The organism is Enterococcus sp. DIV0236, assembly GCF_050558525.1.
GTDB classification, from domain to species: Bacteria; Bacillota; Bacilli; order Lactobacillales; family Enterococcaceae; genus Enterococcus; species Enterococcus faecalis.
Map to the genome: position 1 here is coordinate 1,694,261 of NZ_CP187891.1, position 16,083 is coordinate 1,710,343.

General features: G+C 37.1%; 11 protein-coding genes. 1 reads left to right on the forward strand and 10 read right to left on the reverse strand.

Annotation, left to right across the window (positions count from 1 at the left end; genetic code table 11):
- Nucleotides 1–186: 186 nt before the first annotated feature.
- The 8 genes from IGK27_RS08315 to IGK27_RS08350 form a co-directional block, all read right to left on the reverse strand.
- Nucleotides 187–1,515 (reverse strand): APC family permease, encoded by a 1,329-nt coding sequence (locus IGK27_RS08315; RefSeq protein ID WP_002377056.1) that lies wholly within the window; start codon nucleotides 1,513–1,515, stop codon nucleotides 187–189.
- A 289-nt stretch (nucleotides 1,516–1,804) separates the two neighbouring features.
- Nucleotides 1,805–2,878: a 23S rRNA (adenine(2503)-C(2))-methyltransferase RlmN gene (rlmN, locus tag IGK27_RS08320; RefSeq protein ID WP_002356987.1), complete on the reverse strand. Its 1,074-nt coding sequence runs from the start codon at nucleotides 2,876–2,878 to the stop codon at nucleotides 1,805–1,807.
- 124 nt (nucleotides 2,879–3,002) lie between these two features.
- On the reverse strand, nucleotides 3,003–4,832 hold the full coding sequence (locus tag IGK27_RS08325) for an ABC transporter permease (protein ID WP_033626577.1): 1,830 nt from the start codon (nucleotides 4,830–4,832) through the stop codon (nucleotides 3,003–3,005).
- Nucleotides 4,822–5,571 carry an ABC transporter ATP-binding protein gene (locus IGK27_RS08330; protein ID WP_430596410.1) on the reverse strand — a complete coding sequence of 250 codons (750 nt, stop codon included), beginning with the start codon at nucleotides 5,569–5,571 and terminating at the stop codon, nucleotides 4,822–4,824. Before IGK27_RS08330 ends, IGK27_RS08325 begins: the two co-directional genes overlap by 11 nt.
- A gap of 117 nt (nucleotides 5,572–5,688) precedes the next feature.
- Nucleotides 5,689–6,390, reverse strand: coding sequence for a GntR family transcriptional regulator (locus tag IGK27_RS08335; RefSeq protein WP_430596411.1), 702 nt, complete (start codon nucleotides 6,388–6,390; stop codon nucleotides 5,689–5,691).
- 130 nt (nucleotides 6,391–6,520) lie between these two features.
- Nucleotides 6,521–8,944 carry a DNA translocase FtsK gene (locus IGK27_RS08340; protein ID WP_033626576.1) on the reverse strand — a complete coding sequence of 808 codons (2,424 nt, stop codon included), beginning with the start codon at nucleotides 8,942–8,944 and terminating at the stop codon, nucleotides 6,521–6,523.
- Nucleotides 8,945–9,257: 313 nt separating this feature from the next.
- Nucleotides 9,258–10,469, reverse strand: a complete 1,212-nt coding sequence (locus IGK27_RS08345; RefSeq protein ID WP_002378475.1) for an NAD(P)/FAD-dependent oxidoreductase — start codon at nucleotides 10,467–10,469, stop codon at nucleotides 9,258–9,260.
- A 28-nt stretch (nucleotides 10,470–10,497) separates the two neighbouring features.
- Nucleotides 10,498–11,403, reverse strand: coding sequence for a prenyltransferase (locus IGK27_RS08350; RefSeq protein ID WP_002360016.1), 906 nt, complete (start codon nucleotides 11,401–11,403; stop codon nucleotides 10,498–10,500).
- Between the two features lie 121 nt (nucleotides 11,404–11,524).
- Here IGK27_RS08350 and IGK27_RS08355 point away from each other — a divergent pair, with 121 nt between their 5' ends.
- The gene (locus IGK27_RS08355; protein ID WP_002378476.1) at nucleotides 11,525–12,505 is read left to right on the forward strand and encodes a polyprenyl synthetase family protein; all 981 of its coding nucleotides are present in this window, start codon (nucleotides 11,525–11,527) and stop codon (nucleotides 12,503–12,505) included.
- Nucleotides 12,506–12,584: 79 nt separating this feature from the next.
- On the opposite strand, the gene cydC is transcribed toward IGK27_RS08355, so the two are convergent.
- Both cydC and cydD read right to left on the reverse strand, forming a co-directional pair.
- Nucleotides 12,585–14,351, reverse strand: a complete 1,767-nt coding sequence (gene cydC / locus IGK27_RS08360; protein ID WP_002364368.1) for a thiol reductant ABC exporter subunit CydC — start codon at nucleotides 14,349–14,351, stop codon at nucleotides 12,585–12,587.
- A complete protein-coding gene (cydD, locus tag IGK27_RS08365; RefSeq protein ID WP_002364369.1) occupies nucleotides 14,348–16,081 on the reverse strand; it encodes a thiol reductant ABC exporter subunit CydD in 1,734 nt (577 codons plus the stop codon). The genes cydC and cydD overlap by 4 nt, the downstream gene beginning before the upstream one ends.
- Nucleotides 16,082–16,083: the final 2 nt, after the last annotated feature.

Sequence of the window (16,083 nt, forward strand, 5' to 3'; positions counted from 1 at the left end):
AAAAAGAACCTTCACCAATAAGATGAAGGTTCTTTTTTGAAGTTTGCGCTGTCCATCTATCTTCCCCAAAATAGTGGAACTACTAGACACTTAGTATTATACTAAAAAAATTTTGCGTTTAGTTTTCAAAAATTTCTCTGAATCACAAAATTTTTGAGAAAAACTATGAGAATCAGATCGGATCGTTTACATTTTTGGCTTCGTTTTTTGTTTATTAACTAAATAAACTGGAATTCCTAGAAGCGTAATTCCTATACCAATCAATGCTAGAATAGGCTGTGTAATACTCGTTGTAACCAAGATAAAGATACCACCTAGACTTGCGATAATTGGAATAATTGGATAGCCAGGAACTTTATACGGTCGTTTTAATTCAGGTTCTCGTTTTCTTAAAATAAAAACGGCTAAGAAAATTAATAGATTAAACAGCCACATAACAAAAACTAACATATCCGTCAATAAATCGAAGGTCCCGAAAAACATCATGATAATGGCTACAGCTAACTGGAAAATTCCAGCAACGTAAGGAACAACAAAGCGTTTAGACAACTTTTGAAACTGACGACTAAAAGGCATCAGATTATCTAAGGCTAAGGCATAAGGAATCCGAATCCCTGTCATTGTGTAGCCGTTTAACGCACCATATACAGAGATTAAAATCCCAATAGTTACGATTTTGCCACCAATTGGTCCAAAAATAGCCACAGAAGCATCAGAAGCTGCATTCAAATTCCCAGCGATTTGCTCAATTGGTAATGTTTTTAGAAACACAAAATTAATTAAAGCATAAATTAAAGTAATCAATAACAAACCAAAAATAATGGCTTTAGGCAAGTCTCTTTCTGGTCGCTTCATTTCACCAGCCACGTTACCCACACCTAGCCAGCCATCATAAGCAAACATGGTAGCAACTAAGGCGCCACTAAAAGCAACTAAAAAGCCAGTATTCGCTGTTGTTTCAATCGGAAAAAGCGAAACAGCTACTTGTCCTGGAGTAAATAACCCCACTAAAGAAATCAAGGCAATTGGAATCAGTTTTACTACCAATGTCGTTGATTGGACCAAAGAAGCAATTTTTGTTCCTAATAAATTAATTACGGTGATACTAGTTCCCGCAAGAATGGCAATCGGGATCAATAAATTTGCCGATAGATGAAACAAATTGATTAGTTGTGTACTAAAAATAATGGATAACGCCGAAATGTTGGCAGGATAATAAATGATACTTTGTGCCCACCCTAAAAGAAAACCAGCTAATTTACCATATGTATATTCAATATACTTCACTGCGCCACCTGTTTCAGGGATTGCTGTAGCAAGTTCGGCGCTGGTTAATCCTGCACAAATGGTTAAGGCACCACCTAACACCCAAGCAAAGATAGCTAAACTAGCTGACTGTGCGTGTCCAACGACACTCGCAGCTTTAAAGAAAACACCAGCACCAATCACCGTACCCATTACCGTGGATAACGCACCAAACGTTGTTATCTCTCTTTTTAATTGCTTTTTCTCCATAGACTCCCTCATTTCATCTAAAATAAACAAGCGTAACAAAATTTCACTTTCTTGAAAAGATAACGAAAATAATAGCTGTTTTCATGAAAAATTCTGTGACGATCTCTTTTCAGTATAGCTATTTCTTTTAGAATTTCAAGTTTGAAAACCACAAAAAGAAAATTTGTCATAAAAGTTTTAGAGCATTCATCTTTTGTTTATAAACAAGAATGGAAAAACCGACGATTTTTTATTAAATAAACGAAAAATCGAATCAAAAAGAAACCTTTCTGATCCGATTTTAACTACGTTATTGGTTTTTGACTTTTTCTTTTTTCATTTGTTTACTGCGTAATTGTCCGCAAGCCGCATCAATATCTGTTCCGTGTTCTTTACGAATAACACAATTGATGCCATTCTTTTTGAGTACATCATAAAATTTTAAAACCGCTTCTTTAGAGCTTCGGCTATATTGATCGTGTTCACTCACTGGGTTATACGGAATCAGATTAACATAAGAAAGTTTTTTCTTATTCCGTAGTAAATCTGCTAATTGTTGAGCATGTTCTGGTCGGTCGTTCACTTGACTCAACATAATATATTCAAATGTAACACGTCGGTTGGTTTTTTCAATGTATTCATCAATTGCTGCCATTAATTTTTCAATTGGAAAACTACGATTAATCCGCATAATTGATGTACGAACTTCGTTGTTAGGAGCATGTAATGAGATTGCTAAGTTTACTTGTAGTCCACTGTCTGCAAATTCACGAATTTTTGGCACTAAACCACTTGTTGAAACTGTAATATGACGGGCACCAATAGCCAAGCCTTTATCATCATTAATCGTTCGTAAAAAGTTCATGACATTGGCATAATTATCAAATGGTTCACCAATTCCCATCACAACGACATGGCTAACACGTTCATCCAACCCACGTTCATCGAAATAATGTTGCACCCACATAATTTGGGCAACAATCTCGCCAGCAGTTAAATCTCTTTGTTTTTTTAATAGCCCACTAGCACAAAATGTACACCCAATATTGCAGCCAACTTGAGTGGTCACACAAACAGATAATCCATATTCTTGACGCATCAAGACTGTTTCAATCATATTTTTATCTGGTAATTCAAATAAATATTTTACGGTACCATCTTGTGCTTCTTGCACAATGACTTGTTTTAATGGATTTAATGAAAAATTTTCTTCTAATAAAGTCATCAACGATTTAGAAATGTTCGACATTTCACTAAATGAAGCAACACGTTTTGTATACAACCATTCCCACACTTGTGTTGCGCGAAATTTCTTCTCGCCATGGGCTAAAAACCAGTCCACAAGCTGTTCTCTCGTCAGTCCATAAATGGATTCTTTCTGCATTTCTTTTCCTCATTTCTGCTATTACATTCGCTTCATAACTATAACGTATTCTCACTTTGAATGCAATATCACGAAGAACATCAAAAAAAATCGTTAAGCGTGCATGCTTAACGATTTTTTATAATTAATCTTTCACTAAGTGATAAACTTTTTTGAAGTAGAACGTTCTAGCAATTAAATAGTAAACGACCTGAATCAATAAGAAAACGCCTAAAACTTGCCAGCCAGCTAATTGCATTGGCTGATCTAAGACAGCATACATTGCTTTCAAAGCAACAGCTCCATGAATAAATGAAACAACAATTGGGGTAAAGAATAAAATACCTACTTGTTGGTAAATCATTTTCTTCAATTCTTTTTTCGTCAAACCAAGTTTGTAAATCATCTTGAATTTTTCAACGTCCGTATTCATATCACTGTATAAACGGAAGTATAAGAAACTACCCGCCGAAACAAAGAACACGATACCGATAAATAGTCCGACAAATAGAACTGGCGTATAAAATTGCGTAATACCTGCAACTGTAGCCGCGGTTCCTAGTAACATGGGATACTTGTCACCAATAATATTTTCAGCATCAATTAAGGTTTCTTTATCTGTGCCTTCTTTTGGTTGCCAAATTGTTTCTGTTTCCGATTTGATTCCATCTGTTGAGGTACTATCTGGGATAACAACCACACCGCCAAAAGTCGGTAATACATTGGTTTCTTCTGTTTTATCAATGTTTAAAACTTGATCATTTCCCAATTGAACAGATTTGACATCTACTGATGCAGCAGAAGGAGCATCTTTTTGTGATAAATTAACTACTTTCTCACCTGTTAAAGTTGGTTCATCTATAAATTTTGCGAGTTTATTATATTCAGATGTTTTGATTAATTGGATACCGGCACTTGTTTTGTACATTGTGTAATCAATCTGATCAAACTGAATATTTTTTTCTTGGAATGTTTTTGTCGCAAATTGTTTCATTTCTTGATTTTCTGGGTTGGTCGAATCAGACAATGTCAGTTCGTACGGTACAGAACTTATTCCTTTAAAAATCATCTCGTTCACGCCGTATAACGTTCCAATGGCAGCAAAAGCAACCGTTGATATCACCGAAACCAAGAAGAACGAACGTGCATTATCTTTCATGCGGAATGCTAAATCTGATAAAACGACCATATTGGTTTTTTTCCAAAAGATTTTTGGTTTCCGTTTTAAACGTTCAATGACAGAAACACTCAATTGGTCAAATAAGAATTTTGTCCCTAAAATAACTAAGAAAATTACTGGGAACATCACCATTAAAACTAACTGTCCCTTAGCAACTAAAGCAATTCCGTAACCAACAATTAAAAGTAACACGGCTAAGAAAGATTTAACTTTAGAGCTTTTGATTTCACCTTTACCCATTTCTCCTGCTTTTAATAGCTCTTGAAGTGTCGCTTTTGGCAAGCGGAATTGAATAAAGAAAGAAATTACTAAGAACAAGACCGCAAATGAAATGACAGTAATGATAAACGGCATCACTGGCAAATAAAAACCTAAACCTAGATGCATCAATAAATTGCTAATCCATAAAATAAACTGTGAAAATCCAACACCTAAAATGCTACCAAAAATTGTAGCAAAGAAACCAATCACTAAGTTTTCAATAAAAATCATTTTCTTTAACTGTTTTGGACTCATCCCTTGAATCATCAAGGTTCCAAACTCTTTTTTCCGAGATTGGATAAAGACATCCATCGAGTATAAAACGAATAAGAAAGAGAAACCATAGATTATAATAGCCGCAGCCGTCATTCCCATTTGTGCTTTAGGATTTAAACCATTAGCTAAGGCTGGGTGAAAGACAAAACCAGTGAACGTAAAAAAGATCATCACAGAAAACATTGTACTTAGGAAATAAGCCAAGTATAAATGCTTATTTCGAATCGTGTTTCTTATAACAAACTGATTAAAATTCATTATCGACACCTTCAATCTCAGCCAGTTTCATCATGATTAAATCGTAGAACTCTTTTTGATTGCCATTTTGGACAATTTCATCAATTAATTCACCATCTTTAATAAAGACGATGCGCTTGCAATAACTTGCGGCTAGCGGATCATGGGTCACCATTAAAATAGTCGCCGCTTCTTCTTCGTTTAATTGTTGTAACAAGCCCATCACATCCTTAGATGATTTCGTATCTAAGTTTCCTGTTGGTTCATCAGCCAATAATAATTGTGGATGATGAATCATTGCCCGAGCAACGGCGACCCGTTGTGCTTGTCCACCAGAAATTTCTGCAATTCGTTTTTTCAACAGATGATTGATACCTAAACGCTCACTTAATTCTGCTAATTGTCGTTTCATTACAGAGACTTTTTCTCCATCAAGTGTCAATGGTAAAATAATATTTTCTTCAATAGTTAATGTTGGCATTAAATTAAAGCTTTGAAAAACAAATCCTAATTCTGTACGACGGAATTTAGCAATTTGTTCTTGATTCAAATTGTTTGGATTTTTTCCATTTAAAAGTATTTCACCGTCTGTTGGACTATCGATTGTTGCCAATAAATTTAAAAGTGTACTTTTCCCACTTCCAGAAGGTCCCATAATACCAATAAATTCACCATCTTGGACAGTTAAATTAATCCCTTTTAAAGCTTCATATTTAATTTCGTTTCCGTAAACTTTTTTCAAATTTTGTACTTCTAACATATTTTCCACTCCTATTCTTCTCACTCATTTAGTGTATCGAAAACGAAAAAAAACGACAATAGAAAAGAATAACAATGAACTTACATTACTGTAAGTGCACTGTTATTCTTTTAAAAGTTATGCTTCATATTCAATCACATAAGGATGAATCTTCGTATTATAAATAGCTTCTGAATATTCTACGCAACGACCTGTTGGGCTTAACGAACGCCGAATTCTTTTTAAGCCCGTTGTTTCAGTTGTTTGCAACATCTTTTGCTCTGCTTCTGTCAAAGTTGCAACTTCAAAACGGTCTTCAAATTTATAAATTTCAATGGCATGTCGATCCATCAAACGATACAAGGATTCTTCTTTGTATTCAGTCAATGATACGTCTTTCATGGCAGCTGGCAAATAGTAATTAAAATAAATATAGGGTTGTTCATCGATTAGATATAACCGTGAAAGATGAACCACTTCTTCTCCTAAAAATTGATAAGCCGGCATCTCTTTTGACAACGTCAAGTTTTCAACTTGTAAAACTTTTTTAGTTGTTTTCTGACCTGATTCATTCAAAAATTCAGTGAATGTCCCTGCTTTTGATAGTTTATTATAGGGACGATTGCTTAACACAGTTGTGCCTCGACCACTTTTTTTCTCAACAAATTCTTCTGTTGCTAACATTTCGATTGCCCGCCGAATCGTAATTTTACTAACGTTAAACAGCTCTTCCAATTCTGTTTCTGTTGGTAAAAACGTTCCTACTGGATACTTGCCACTCAAAATATCTTCTTTAATCTGATCTGCTACTTCTAAATAAAGCACGCTTTTTCTTCTCATGATACGCTCCCTCCCAACCGCACTATTCCTTTCTATTTTACCAGAAAATGATGATTATAACATGATGCTTTGCTGAAATTATAAAAAAAGAACAAAAATAGATAAATTTATCTATTTTTGTTCTTTTTGTTTATTGTTCTGGCGTCTCGGTTGCTGCCTCTTCTGATTCCGCTTGTAGAAAGACTTTTCTTGGTTTGCTACCTTCTGATGGTCCAATAACTCCGTGTGCTTCCAATTCATCTACTAAGCGAGCCGCACGATTATAGCCAATTCTAAAACGTCTTTGTAGCAATGAAATACTAGCTGTTTGCATTTCAACCACCAAGTTTTTCGCTTCTTCAAACAACTCATCTTGAGGAGCTTCGCCACCGCCTGAAGTGGTCGGTTCATCTGTTGGCATCATGCTTTCTTGATATTCAGCTTCTTGTTGATCCGTTACAAACGCAACCACTCGTTCGACTTCTTGATCAGAGATAAAGGCCCCTTGGATACGAATTGGTTTATTTTCTCCCATTGGTAAGAAGAGCATATCGCCTCGACCTAATAGTTTCTCCGCCCCGTTGGTATCAATAATGGTACGCGAGTCTGTCCCACTTGAGACCGCAAAAGCCATTCGAGAAGGGACATTTGCTTTGATGATTCCTGTAATGACATCCACACTTGGCCGTTGTGTCGCTAAAATCATATGAATACCTGCTGCCCGTGCCATTTGGGCTAAACGGATAATCGCATCTTCTACTTCGTTACTTGCCACCATCATTAAATCAGCTAACTCATCAACAATGACAACAATAAATGGCAGAATCGGACGATTTTCGCCATCTTCCGCATTTTTCTGTTGAATTAGTTGATTGTAACCAGTGATATTTCGGACGCCTGTTGCTGCAAATTTTTCATAACGAAATTCCATTTCTTGAACTACTTTTTGCAGGGCTTGTGCCGCTTTTCTCGGATTAGTAACCACTGGCGTTAATAAATGAGGAATCCCGTTATACACATTCAATTCCACCATTTTCGGGTCAATCATCATTAATTTTACTTCATGAGGTTTCGCTTGCATCAAAATACCTGTGATGATGCCATTGATAGCAACCGATTTCCCACTCCCTGTCGATCCCGCAATTAATAAATGCGGCATTTTTGATAGATCCGCAGTTTGAACCATCCCTGAAATATCTCGACCTAAAGGTACTTCTAATAGTTTATCTGGATGACTTGGTTGTGCCTCAACAATATCTCTAAAGGATACTGTACTAATTGCACTATTAGGAACTTCAATCCCGATTAGTGATTTCCCAGGAATCGGAGCCTCCATACGAACGTCTTTGGCCGCAAGCGCTAAAGCAATGTCATCCGTCAAGTTAACAATTTTGCTAACTTTTACCCCAACAGCGGGTTGAACTTCAAATTTTGTGACAGATGGTCCTAAACTAGCTTTGACTACTTTAGCATCAACACCAAAACTCTTGAAGGTTTGTTCTAAGACGCCAATATTTTTTTCGATTTTTTCATATTCACCACTTTGATCCGTTGCTTGAATTGTATCTAACAAATCAGTTGGTGGTAGTTGATAATCACGATCTTCCGCTTCTTCAGAAATTTCAAATTCGAGAACACCAGCTTCATCTGCCGCCTCTTCTTCCTGCTCTCGTTGCGGTTTTGTTGCTGCAATTGGTGGTACAGGCATCGCCTGATTTTGCTGTTGAAACGAATCAATTTGAACAGGCGTTGGTGCGGCCGGTTCTTCCACCATTGGTTGGTGGGTTTCAACAGGTGTTTTTGTTAAGCGCTCGGCTGCCGCTTGTTCCATGCGTTCCCGCTCTTGTAATTTTTGTTGGGCAGCGGCTTCAATTTTTGCTTGGCGTTCTGCAGCTTTGGCTTCTTTCTTCGCTGCTCGCTTCGTCTCTTTTTCTTCTTGTCGCGCCTGTGATTTTGCCGAAACATGACTTAGGCGATCTTGAATACTTTGGAAATGATCAACAATTTGCTGAAAATCCCACATACTCATCAAGAAAATACCCGCTAACAGTAGCAATGTAGCAATTAAATAGCTGCCAAATTGTGCCACCAAAAAGTACGTTCCTTGATAAAGCAGCGCGCCAATCATACCGCCCCCTACGTTTTGCGTCACTTGGTTGGCTTTTAGATCGCTTTGCAAAAACTCCCAAGTGTTACCTAAAATATCTGGTTGACTGCCACTAACATTTCGAAACATAAAGGCATGGAAAAATAACAAAACACTAATATAAATCAGAACAGCCCCAAAAATAGGGCGCCCTCTTTTTAACGGAAAATCTTTCCCATAAATCATGACTAATAAGCCATACAGGATTAGTAAAATCGCTGCAAATGGAAAGGTATTACCTACAACTAAGCGTAAACAATTCGCTAATAACGTGCCTAAAAACCCTAAGCGAAAGAGTCCAAAGACACCGAATAAAATAAAAATCAGGCCAAGAAACATATAATTTAAACGTTCTTGTTGTTGCTGTTGTTTTTTGGTCTTTTTCTTTGTCGTACTTTTTTTCTTATTTGTTGCTCTTTTTTGTGCCATTTAACTTCCCTCTTTCCATCACTTCTCATTATACATAAAAATGGAATCGAACAAAAGTGCCCACCTCATTTTACTTGAAAAATCATGGAAATTTTTTAAAAACTTTCATTTAAGAAAAATGAGCGTGGGACAAAAATCACTTTGGATTTTTGCTCCATGCTCAAAAACTGATAAACGGCGGGAACAGAACCAACTCCTTCGGAAATAAGCCGAAATTCTCCAAAAATTAAAGAGCAATTTTCGGAAATTTCTTCTTATTTCTCGGAGCTAAACGGTTCTGTCCCGACCTCATTATTTCTTATTTTGCTGATTCTTAATGGTATAAGTCGAAACGACCTTTAGCCATCATTTCTTTGGTACCACCTGTTTCAAAGAGCGCTTTGTTCATGATAATTTTTTTCATGAATGAAGCTGGGTATCCTTTAATGTCTGTTTTACCAACGATTCCTAAAGCACGTGTATTTCCGACAGAACAAACAGAACCTTGTGATTTAAAGCTGAAAGGTTTAGTTGCTTCCCCTTTCAATTGTGCTTGAATATTTTTAGCAGCATGAGCGCCCATCTTCAAGGCGATTTGTGCTGTTGTTGGGTAAGGTCGATTGGTTTCTGTATCCATCACTGCTGAGCAGTCACCAATAATATAGACGTTGCTATGGTTCGCATCTGTTAAATCTGGTTGAACCATGACACGACCACGACGAGCTTCAAATCCAGAATCGCCTACAACGTGGCTTCCACTAACACCCGTTGTCCAAATAATTGTTTTAGCAGAAAGTTCTGCCAAGTCGCCTGCTTCGTTATCTTGATAAACAACTGCGCCTGGTTTGATTTCTTTAATCGGTTTACCTAATAATAAATGAATAGCTGAATCTTTTAATAATTGCACACCATAGTTCGCAAGTTTTTCGTTAAACATCGGCAATAGGCGAGTAACTGCTTCGACACAATAAATTTGGATTTGATCTGCTGAGACACCTGCGATTTCAGCAAATTTTGGTTTATTTTCAACAAGAGAACCTAATAATTCAATCCCTGTAAAGCCTGCTCCGCAGACAACAATTTTTAAGAATTCTTCGTTTTGAGTTGCTTTGTATTGACGCATTTGTTCTTGGATATGTTCATACACGTTTAAAGCCGTTTTCACATCTACCATTTGTAGAGCATGTTCTTGCACACCAGGGATACCAAATGATTCTGATTCAAACCCAAGAGAAACAACTAAGTAATCATAATTGATTGTTTGGCCATCTTCTAAAGCAACTGTTTGTGTTGCAGCATCAATTGTTTGAACTGTTCCTTGGATAAAGGTTGTCATTTTTTCATCGACAACATCCATAATATTGTATGTGATTTTTTCAGCTGGTTGTGTTCCAGCAGCAACTTCATGCAAGTCCGTTGCTTCGTAGTGATAGTTATTACGATCCACTAAAGTAATTTCGACGTCTTTGGCGCCTTTTTGTAATTCGCGTAATGTTTTTAAGCCTGCGTAACCAGCACCTAAAATAACAACATGTTTCTTATTCATTTTGATTCCCTTCCACTCTATAAAAAATTTACAGCCACCACAAACCTATGGCAAAAAATAGCACTTGTGCAGTTGCTCCCACAGCTAAGATCTTCACAGCACAAACAAATGTTTTACTCTTCACTTGTTCCTTCAGTAAGGCTTGGGTTTGTTTCCGTACAAAAGGTAAAGTTAAAAGCATGAGTAACATTGTTGGCGGGGTTAATCCTAACCCGACAGCTAACAAAATGGCTAACATTGCTATTGTATTTAATCCGACGAATAATTTCAAAGAACTTGCTTTGCCAAGGTAATGAACTAATGTATATCTCTTGTTATTTTCATCTTCCTCTAAGTCACAGATATTATTTGCTAACATTAAGTTAGCAATGTAACAAGTATTAGGTAAAGCGACTAAGAAAATCCCCCATAAATTAGCTGCTGACCAATTGAAAACTTCAAACGTATTAATGTAGACACAAATAAGGGTAATCATGAACCCCATTGTAAATCCTGAGAAAACTTCCCCTAATGGTAGACTGGACAAAGGTTTCGGTCCTGATGAATAAAAAATACCAATTAAGTAACAATAAAGACCCATAATTAATAACGGCCAGCCAACAATAAATGACAACCCAATCCCCATTAAAGCAGAAACGAGAATCATCCAAAAAATCATTTTGCGTATTAATGGCAAAGATAAATTTTCTCGACCGATAATATTCGTTTTTTCCTTATAATCATGAACTTCTGTAGCATGATGGTAATCATTATAATTATCTAAAATATCGACCGCCATATTAAAAATAAACATCGCAATGAAAAAAATTAAAACATAACCAACATGAAGCCGCCCATATTGGTACCAACTAAAACAAATTCCTAACAAAAATGGCAAAACACTAGCTGTTTTTGCTTTTAATTCTACTAATTCAAAAAATATTTCTCGATTCAAACTATCCCTCCGCTACTTTTTTACAAACTTTGTTACTTTTAAAACTTAATTACTGTATTTCTGTCGCCAATTCGTATACAATCAAATAGTATTGAACCACTGAAAGGATCGTAGTATATTTATGAACACATTTTGGAAGTCGTTTCCTGACGTTGAACGTTCTTTAACGGAAACATGTGAATTAATTGAACAAACGTTGCATACACGCAACGAAGACATTGAAGAAGCCTTAGTAACTTTGGCTCGTTCTGGTGGCAAATTATTACGCCCCGCTTTTTTCTTTCTTTTTGCTCAACTGGGTGATGAAGAAAAACAAGAGAAACAACAACTATTAAAAATAGCTGCATCTTTGGAAATCCTACATATGGCTACGTTGATTCACGATGACATTATTGACGATTCTCCATTGCGCCGAGGCGCTGTGACTATTCAATCACAATATGGTAAAGACGTGGCTGTTTACACAGGTGATTTACTATTCACTGAATTCTTTACTTTGATTGCAGATGCCATGAATGGCTCTGAATTTATGAAAATCAATGCACAAGGAATGAAACGGTTATTACTTGGTGAACTCGATCAAATGAGTCATCGATTTGACCGCCGCATGTCGATTCCTGCTTATTTAAGAAGTGTCAACGGCAAAACAGCCGAACTTTTTTCACTAAGCTGTCTTGAAGGGGCCTATTTCGGTCATAGTTCAAAAGAAGTCCAACGTTTAGCTAAACGAATTGGCCGTCATATTGGCATTGCTTTTCAAGTCTATGACGATATTTTAGATTACACTGCCGACACGGAAACTTTGAAAAAGCCCGCTTTAGAAGACTTGTCACAAGGTGTTTATACGTTACCCCTTCTCTTCGCTTATCAAGCAGCACCTGACGTATTCGGCCCTTATTTGGATAAAGGACGCGCCATTACCTTAGAAGAGGCAGCTGAAGTTGCGGCGCTAGTCAATGACTATCATGGCGTTACAGAAGCACAAGCTTTTGCTAAAAAAGTAACCAACAAAGCAATCACTGATATTCAACAATTGCCTGATGGCACAGCAAAAGAAACCTTACTTTCCTTAACTGAGCTCTTATTACATCGTTCATTTTAAACGTTTTATGGAAGAATTGCCATTAATTGAAATAGAAAAACGACTGATTGTTTGCTTTAATCAACAACCAGTCGTTTTTTTATTCCTCGAAAGAACTAATGCCACGATCAATTCGGTAAAGTTTCTGATAATGCGCATTGGTTGCAAGTAATTCCTCTGGCGTACCACTCATCTCTAATTGGCCATCTTCAATAAAGATCACTTGATCCATCAAAGTTACACCTTGCAAATGGTGGGTAATCCAGATGACGGTTTTATCTTTTAATGCCTCAAAAAAAGTTTCCAGCAATTGCTGTTCTGTAATTGGATCTAAACCAGTAGTTGGTTCGTCTAATAACACAATCGGTGTATCTTGCAAAAGAATCCGCGCTAGCGCCAAGCGATGTCGTTCGCCACCAGAAAAACGCAAACCTGCTTCATCCACCATTGTTTGTAAACCTTCTGGTAATTGGGTAACCATTTCTTTTAAGCCAACTTTTTCTAAAACCGCCCAAACTTCTGCTTCGCTTGCTTCTTCTCTACCAATCCGAATATTATTTAAAATGGTTGTTCGAAATAGGTACGGTGCTTGGTGCATAACCCCAATATATTCAGTCATCGTCTCACCAAATGCCTCAGTTGGGATATTTCCTAAAAGGATTTCTCCCGAAGTAGGCCGTAAATCACCACGAATGAGCGAAGCCAACGTACTCTTTCCGGAACCACTGCGCCCTAAAATCGCTAATTTTTGTTTTTCAGGAATTGTTAACGATAAGTCATTTAATACCTTTTTCGCTTGATTTTCATATGCAAAAGACAAATGTTCTATCGATAAACTGGTGCCATTTGGCTGAACAGGCGCTTCTGTTGAGTCATCTTCCCCTTCAGGAAGCTCATTAAAACGACGAATGGAATCCTTATAAATCGTTGTTTCCTGTGCTGCAGCAGGTAGCGGAGCAAAGGCATCAATTAACGGAAAAACGGTTAAAACAAAGGCACCAATCCAATTGGCTGCGCCCCCATGATTACCTGGAAACCGCACACTTGTCCAAGCTAAGACAGCAATCGCAATCACACCAAACAGAAGTTGTAAAACAAAGTCTCGGCCACGGTTAAATTGCTTCATTTTTTCATCTAATGCACGAACGTTTGCTTCATCTGTTTCATAACGAGCAACGAATTCAGAGCCTCGTTGACTAAATACCCAATCAGACACACCTAGAATATTGTCGGTTAGTGTTTGATATAACTCATTTTTGGCATATTTATGTTTTTCTTGACGCGCACCATTCACTAGAACTGAAACAAGTGGTAATAGAAAAACAACCACTCCTAACATCAGTAACATGCATAAAGCAAACCACCAAGAAAAGAAACCTAATGCAATCACTAAAAAGATATACAAAATCCAAGCAATAACGGTTGGGAAAATCGTTCGTAAATACAAGTTTTGGATATGATTAATATCCTCCGAAAGCAAACCTAAGATATCCCCAGTGCGATATTTTGTCTTAAAGAAAATCGCATCTTTTTCTAGCACATTATAAAGTTTCAAGCGCAAATCAGAGGTCATTTTTAACACCCAGTTATGACTCGTTAGACGCTCCACATAACGAAAAACAGGACGGCCAATCCCGAATGCTCTTGTTAAAACAATGGGAATATAAATTAATAAAATATTCTCTGGTAAGGAAGCCGCACGACTGATTAAGTAACCAGACGTAAACATTAATGCCCCTGCGCTAAAGAACGTCAAGAAGCCTAAAAGTAAGGCAAAATACAAGGTTTTTTTATAGCGTTTTAAGAAAGGACGAACCCATTGATCGTTTTTCCAAACGTCTTTCGTTGTCGGCTGTTTTTCCATCATTGGCGTCCTCCTCTCATTTGCTTCATTAATTGAACATAGTAGCCATCTTTTTCAATCAACTCTGCTAGCGTTCCTTGTTCCACTAATTGACCTTTTTCCATCACTAAAATGTAATCCATTTCTTCCATCCAATGCAGACGATGTGTCGCAAAGAAGACAAGATGATTGTTCATTAATGGCAACATGCGCTCTTTCATTTCAACTTCTGTTTCAATATCCAAATGCGCTGTCGGCTCATCAAACAGCAAGACGTGGCGTTTTTGATCGACAAAGGCGCGGGCCAACGCTACTCGTTGCGCTTGTCCCCCACTCAACATTCGACCGCTTTCCCCAATCAAGGTATGAATTCCTTCGGGAAGGTCTTTAACCAGCTCGTCTAAGCCAACTAACTGAATCGCTTGCTGAATCGCCTCATCTGTCGCTTCAGGTGTATAAAAGCGAATATTGTTTGCCAAAGTATCTTGGAAAATATATGGTGCTTGCGGAATATAAAGGATTTGTTTTTGCCAGTCTTTTTGTAAAAAATGTGGAATCGTTTGGCCATTTATCGCCAATTGACTCGTTTCTTCTGTTGGTAATAAAAAGCCGCTTAATAAATTAATTAACGTTGACTTACCAGAACCACTCGCCCCGATAATTCCAATCTTTTTGCGACCATCAACAGAGAATTGCAACGATTGAATCGCTTCTTGCGTTGCATCTTCATAGGAAAAATTTAACGCTGTGACTGACAACTGACTTTCTTGATGCCAATCATCTAACGTGAGCACATCGGTCTGTTCTGCTTCTGGCAATGCTAATACCGCTTGGATCGCTTGAAAAGAGTTTTTTCCATCTAAGGTTGCGTGATAATCACTTGAAAAATCACGAATCGGTAAAAAGAACTCAGGTGCTAAAATTAAAGTAACCAAGGCAGGAAATAATAAAATCGTGCCGTTTAATAAACTTAATCCAAGGAAAACTGCCACAACAGCTACCGATAATGTCGTAAAAAAGTCTAACGCAAAGGTTGATAAAATAGCAATTTTCAATGTACTCATGGTCGCTTTTCTGAATCGTTCACTTGTATGGTAAATACTTCCAGCATATTTTTTACTCAACCCAAACAGTTTCAGTGTGTCAATTCCTCGCAAGGAATCAATAAAATGATTGGAAAGCATTTGAAACGCCGCATATTGCTTGTCCGCTTTACTTTGTGCTGCATAACCTAACACAATCATAAAAATAATAATAATCGGAAAAACAATCAGCAATGTTACGCCTGAACGAATATCTTGTGTAAAAACAAAGGCCAAAATAATCCAAGGAATAATCATCATATTCATCATTTTTGTCAAAATCAATTGTAAATAATTTTCGGTTTGACTGATGCCTTCTAAAGCCATGGTAACCATATTTCCAGTTCCATTTTTTTGAACAACATTTGGCCCCAAACGGAAAATTTTGGTTAATAATTGTTCGCGTAATTCTTTCGAGCGTTCATAACTAAATGTATCGAGCATTCTCTCACGAAAATACGTAATAACATGTCGACCAAGATAAAAAATAAAAAAGAGTAAAATACTCTGTAGTTGTTGGTTAAGATGCCCGCCACTCCAAAGGCCGACAATGGCTTTTGAAAGAAAAAAAGCTTGCCCAATTATAAAGACTGCTTGCAGGAAAGAAAAACCTGCAAGCAAGACAAGAATTTTTTTGATTTTAGGCATCTGTAAGATGTCTTTATCAATCATAG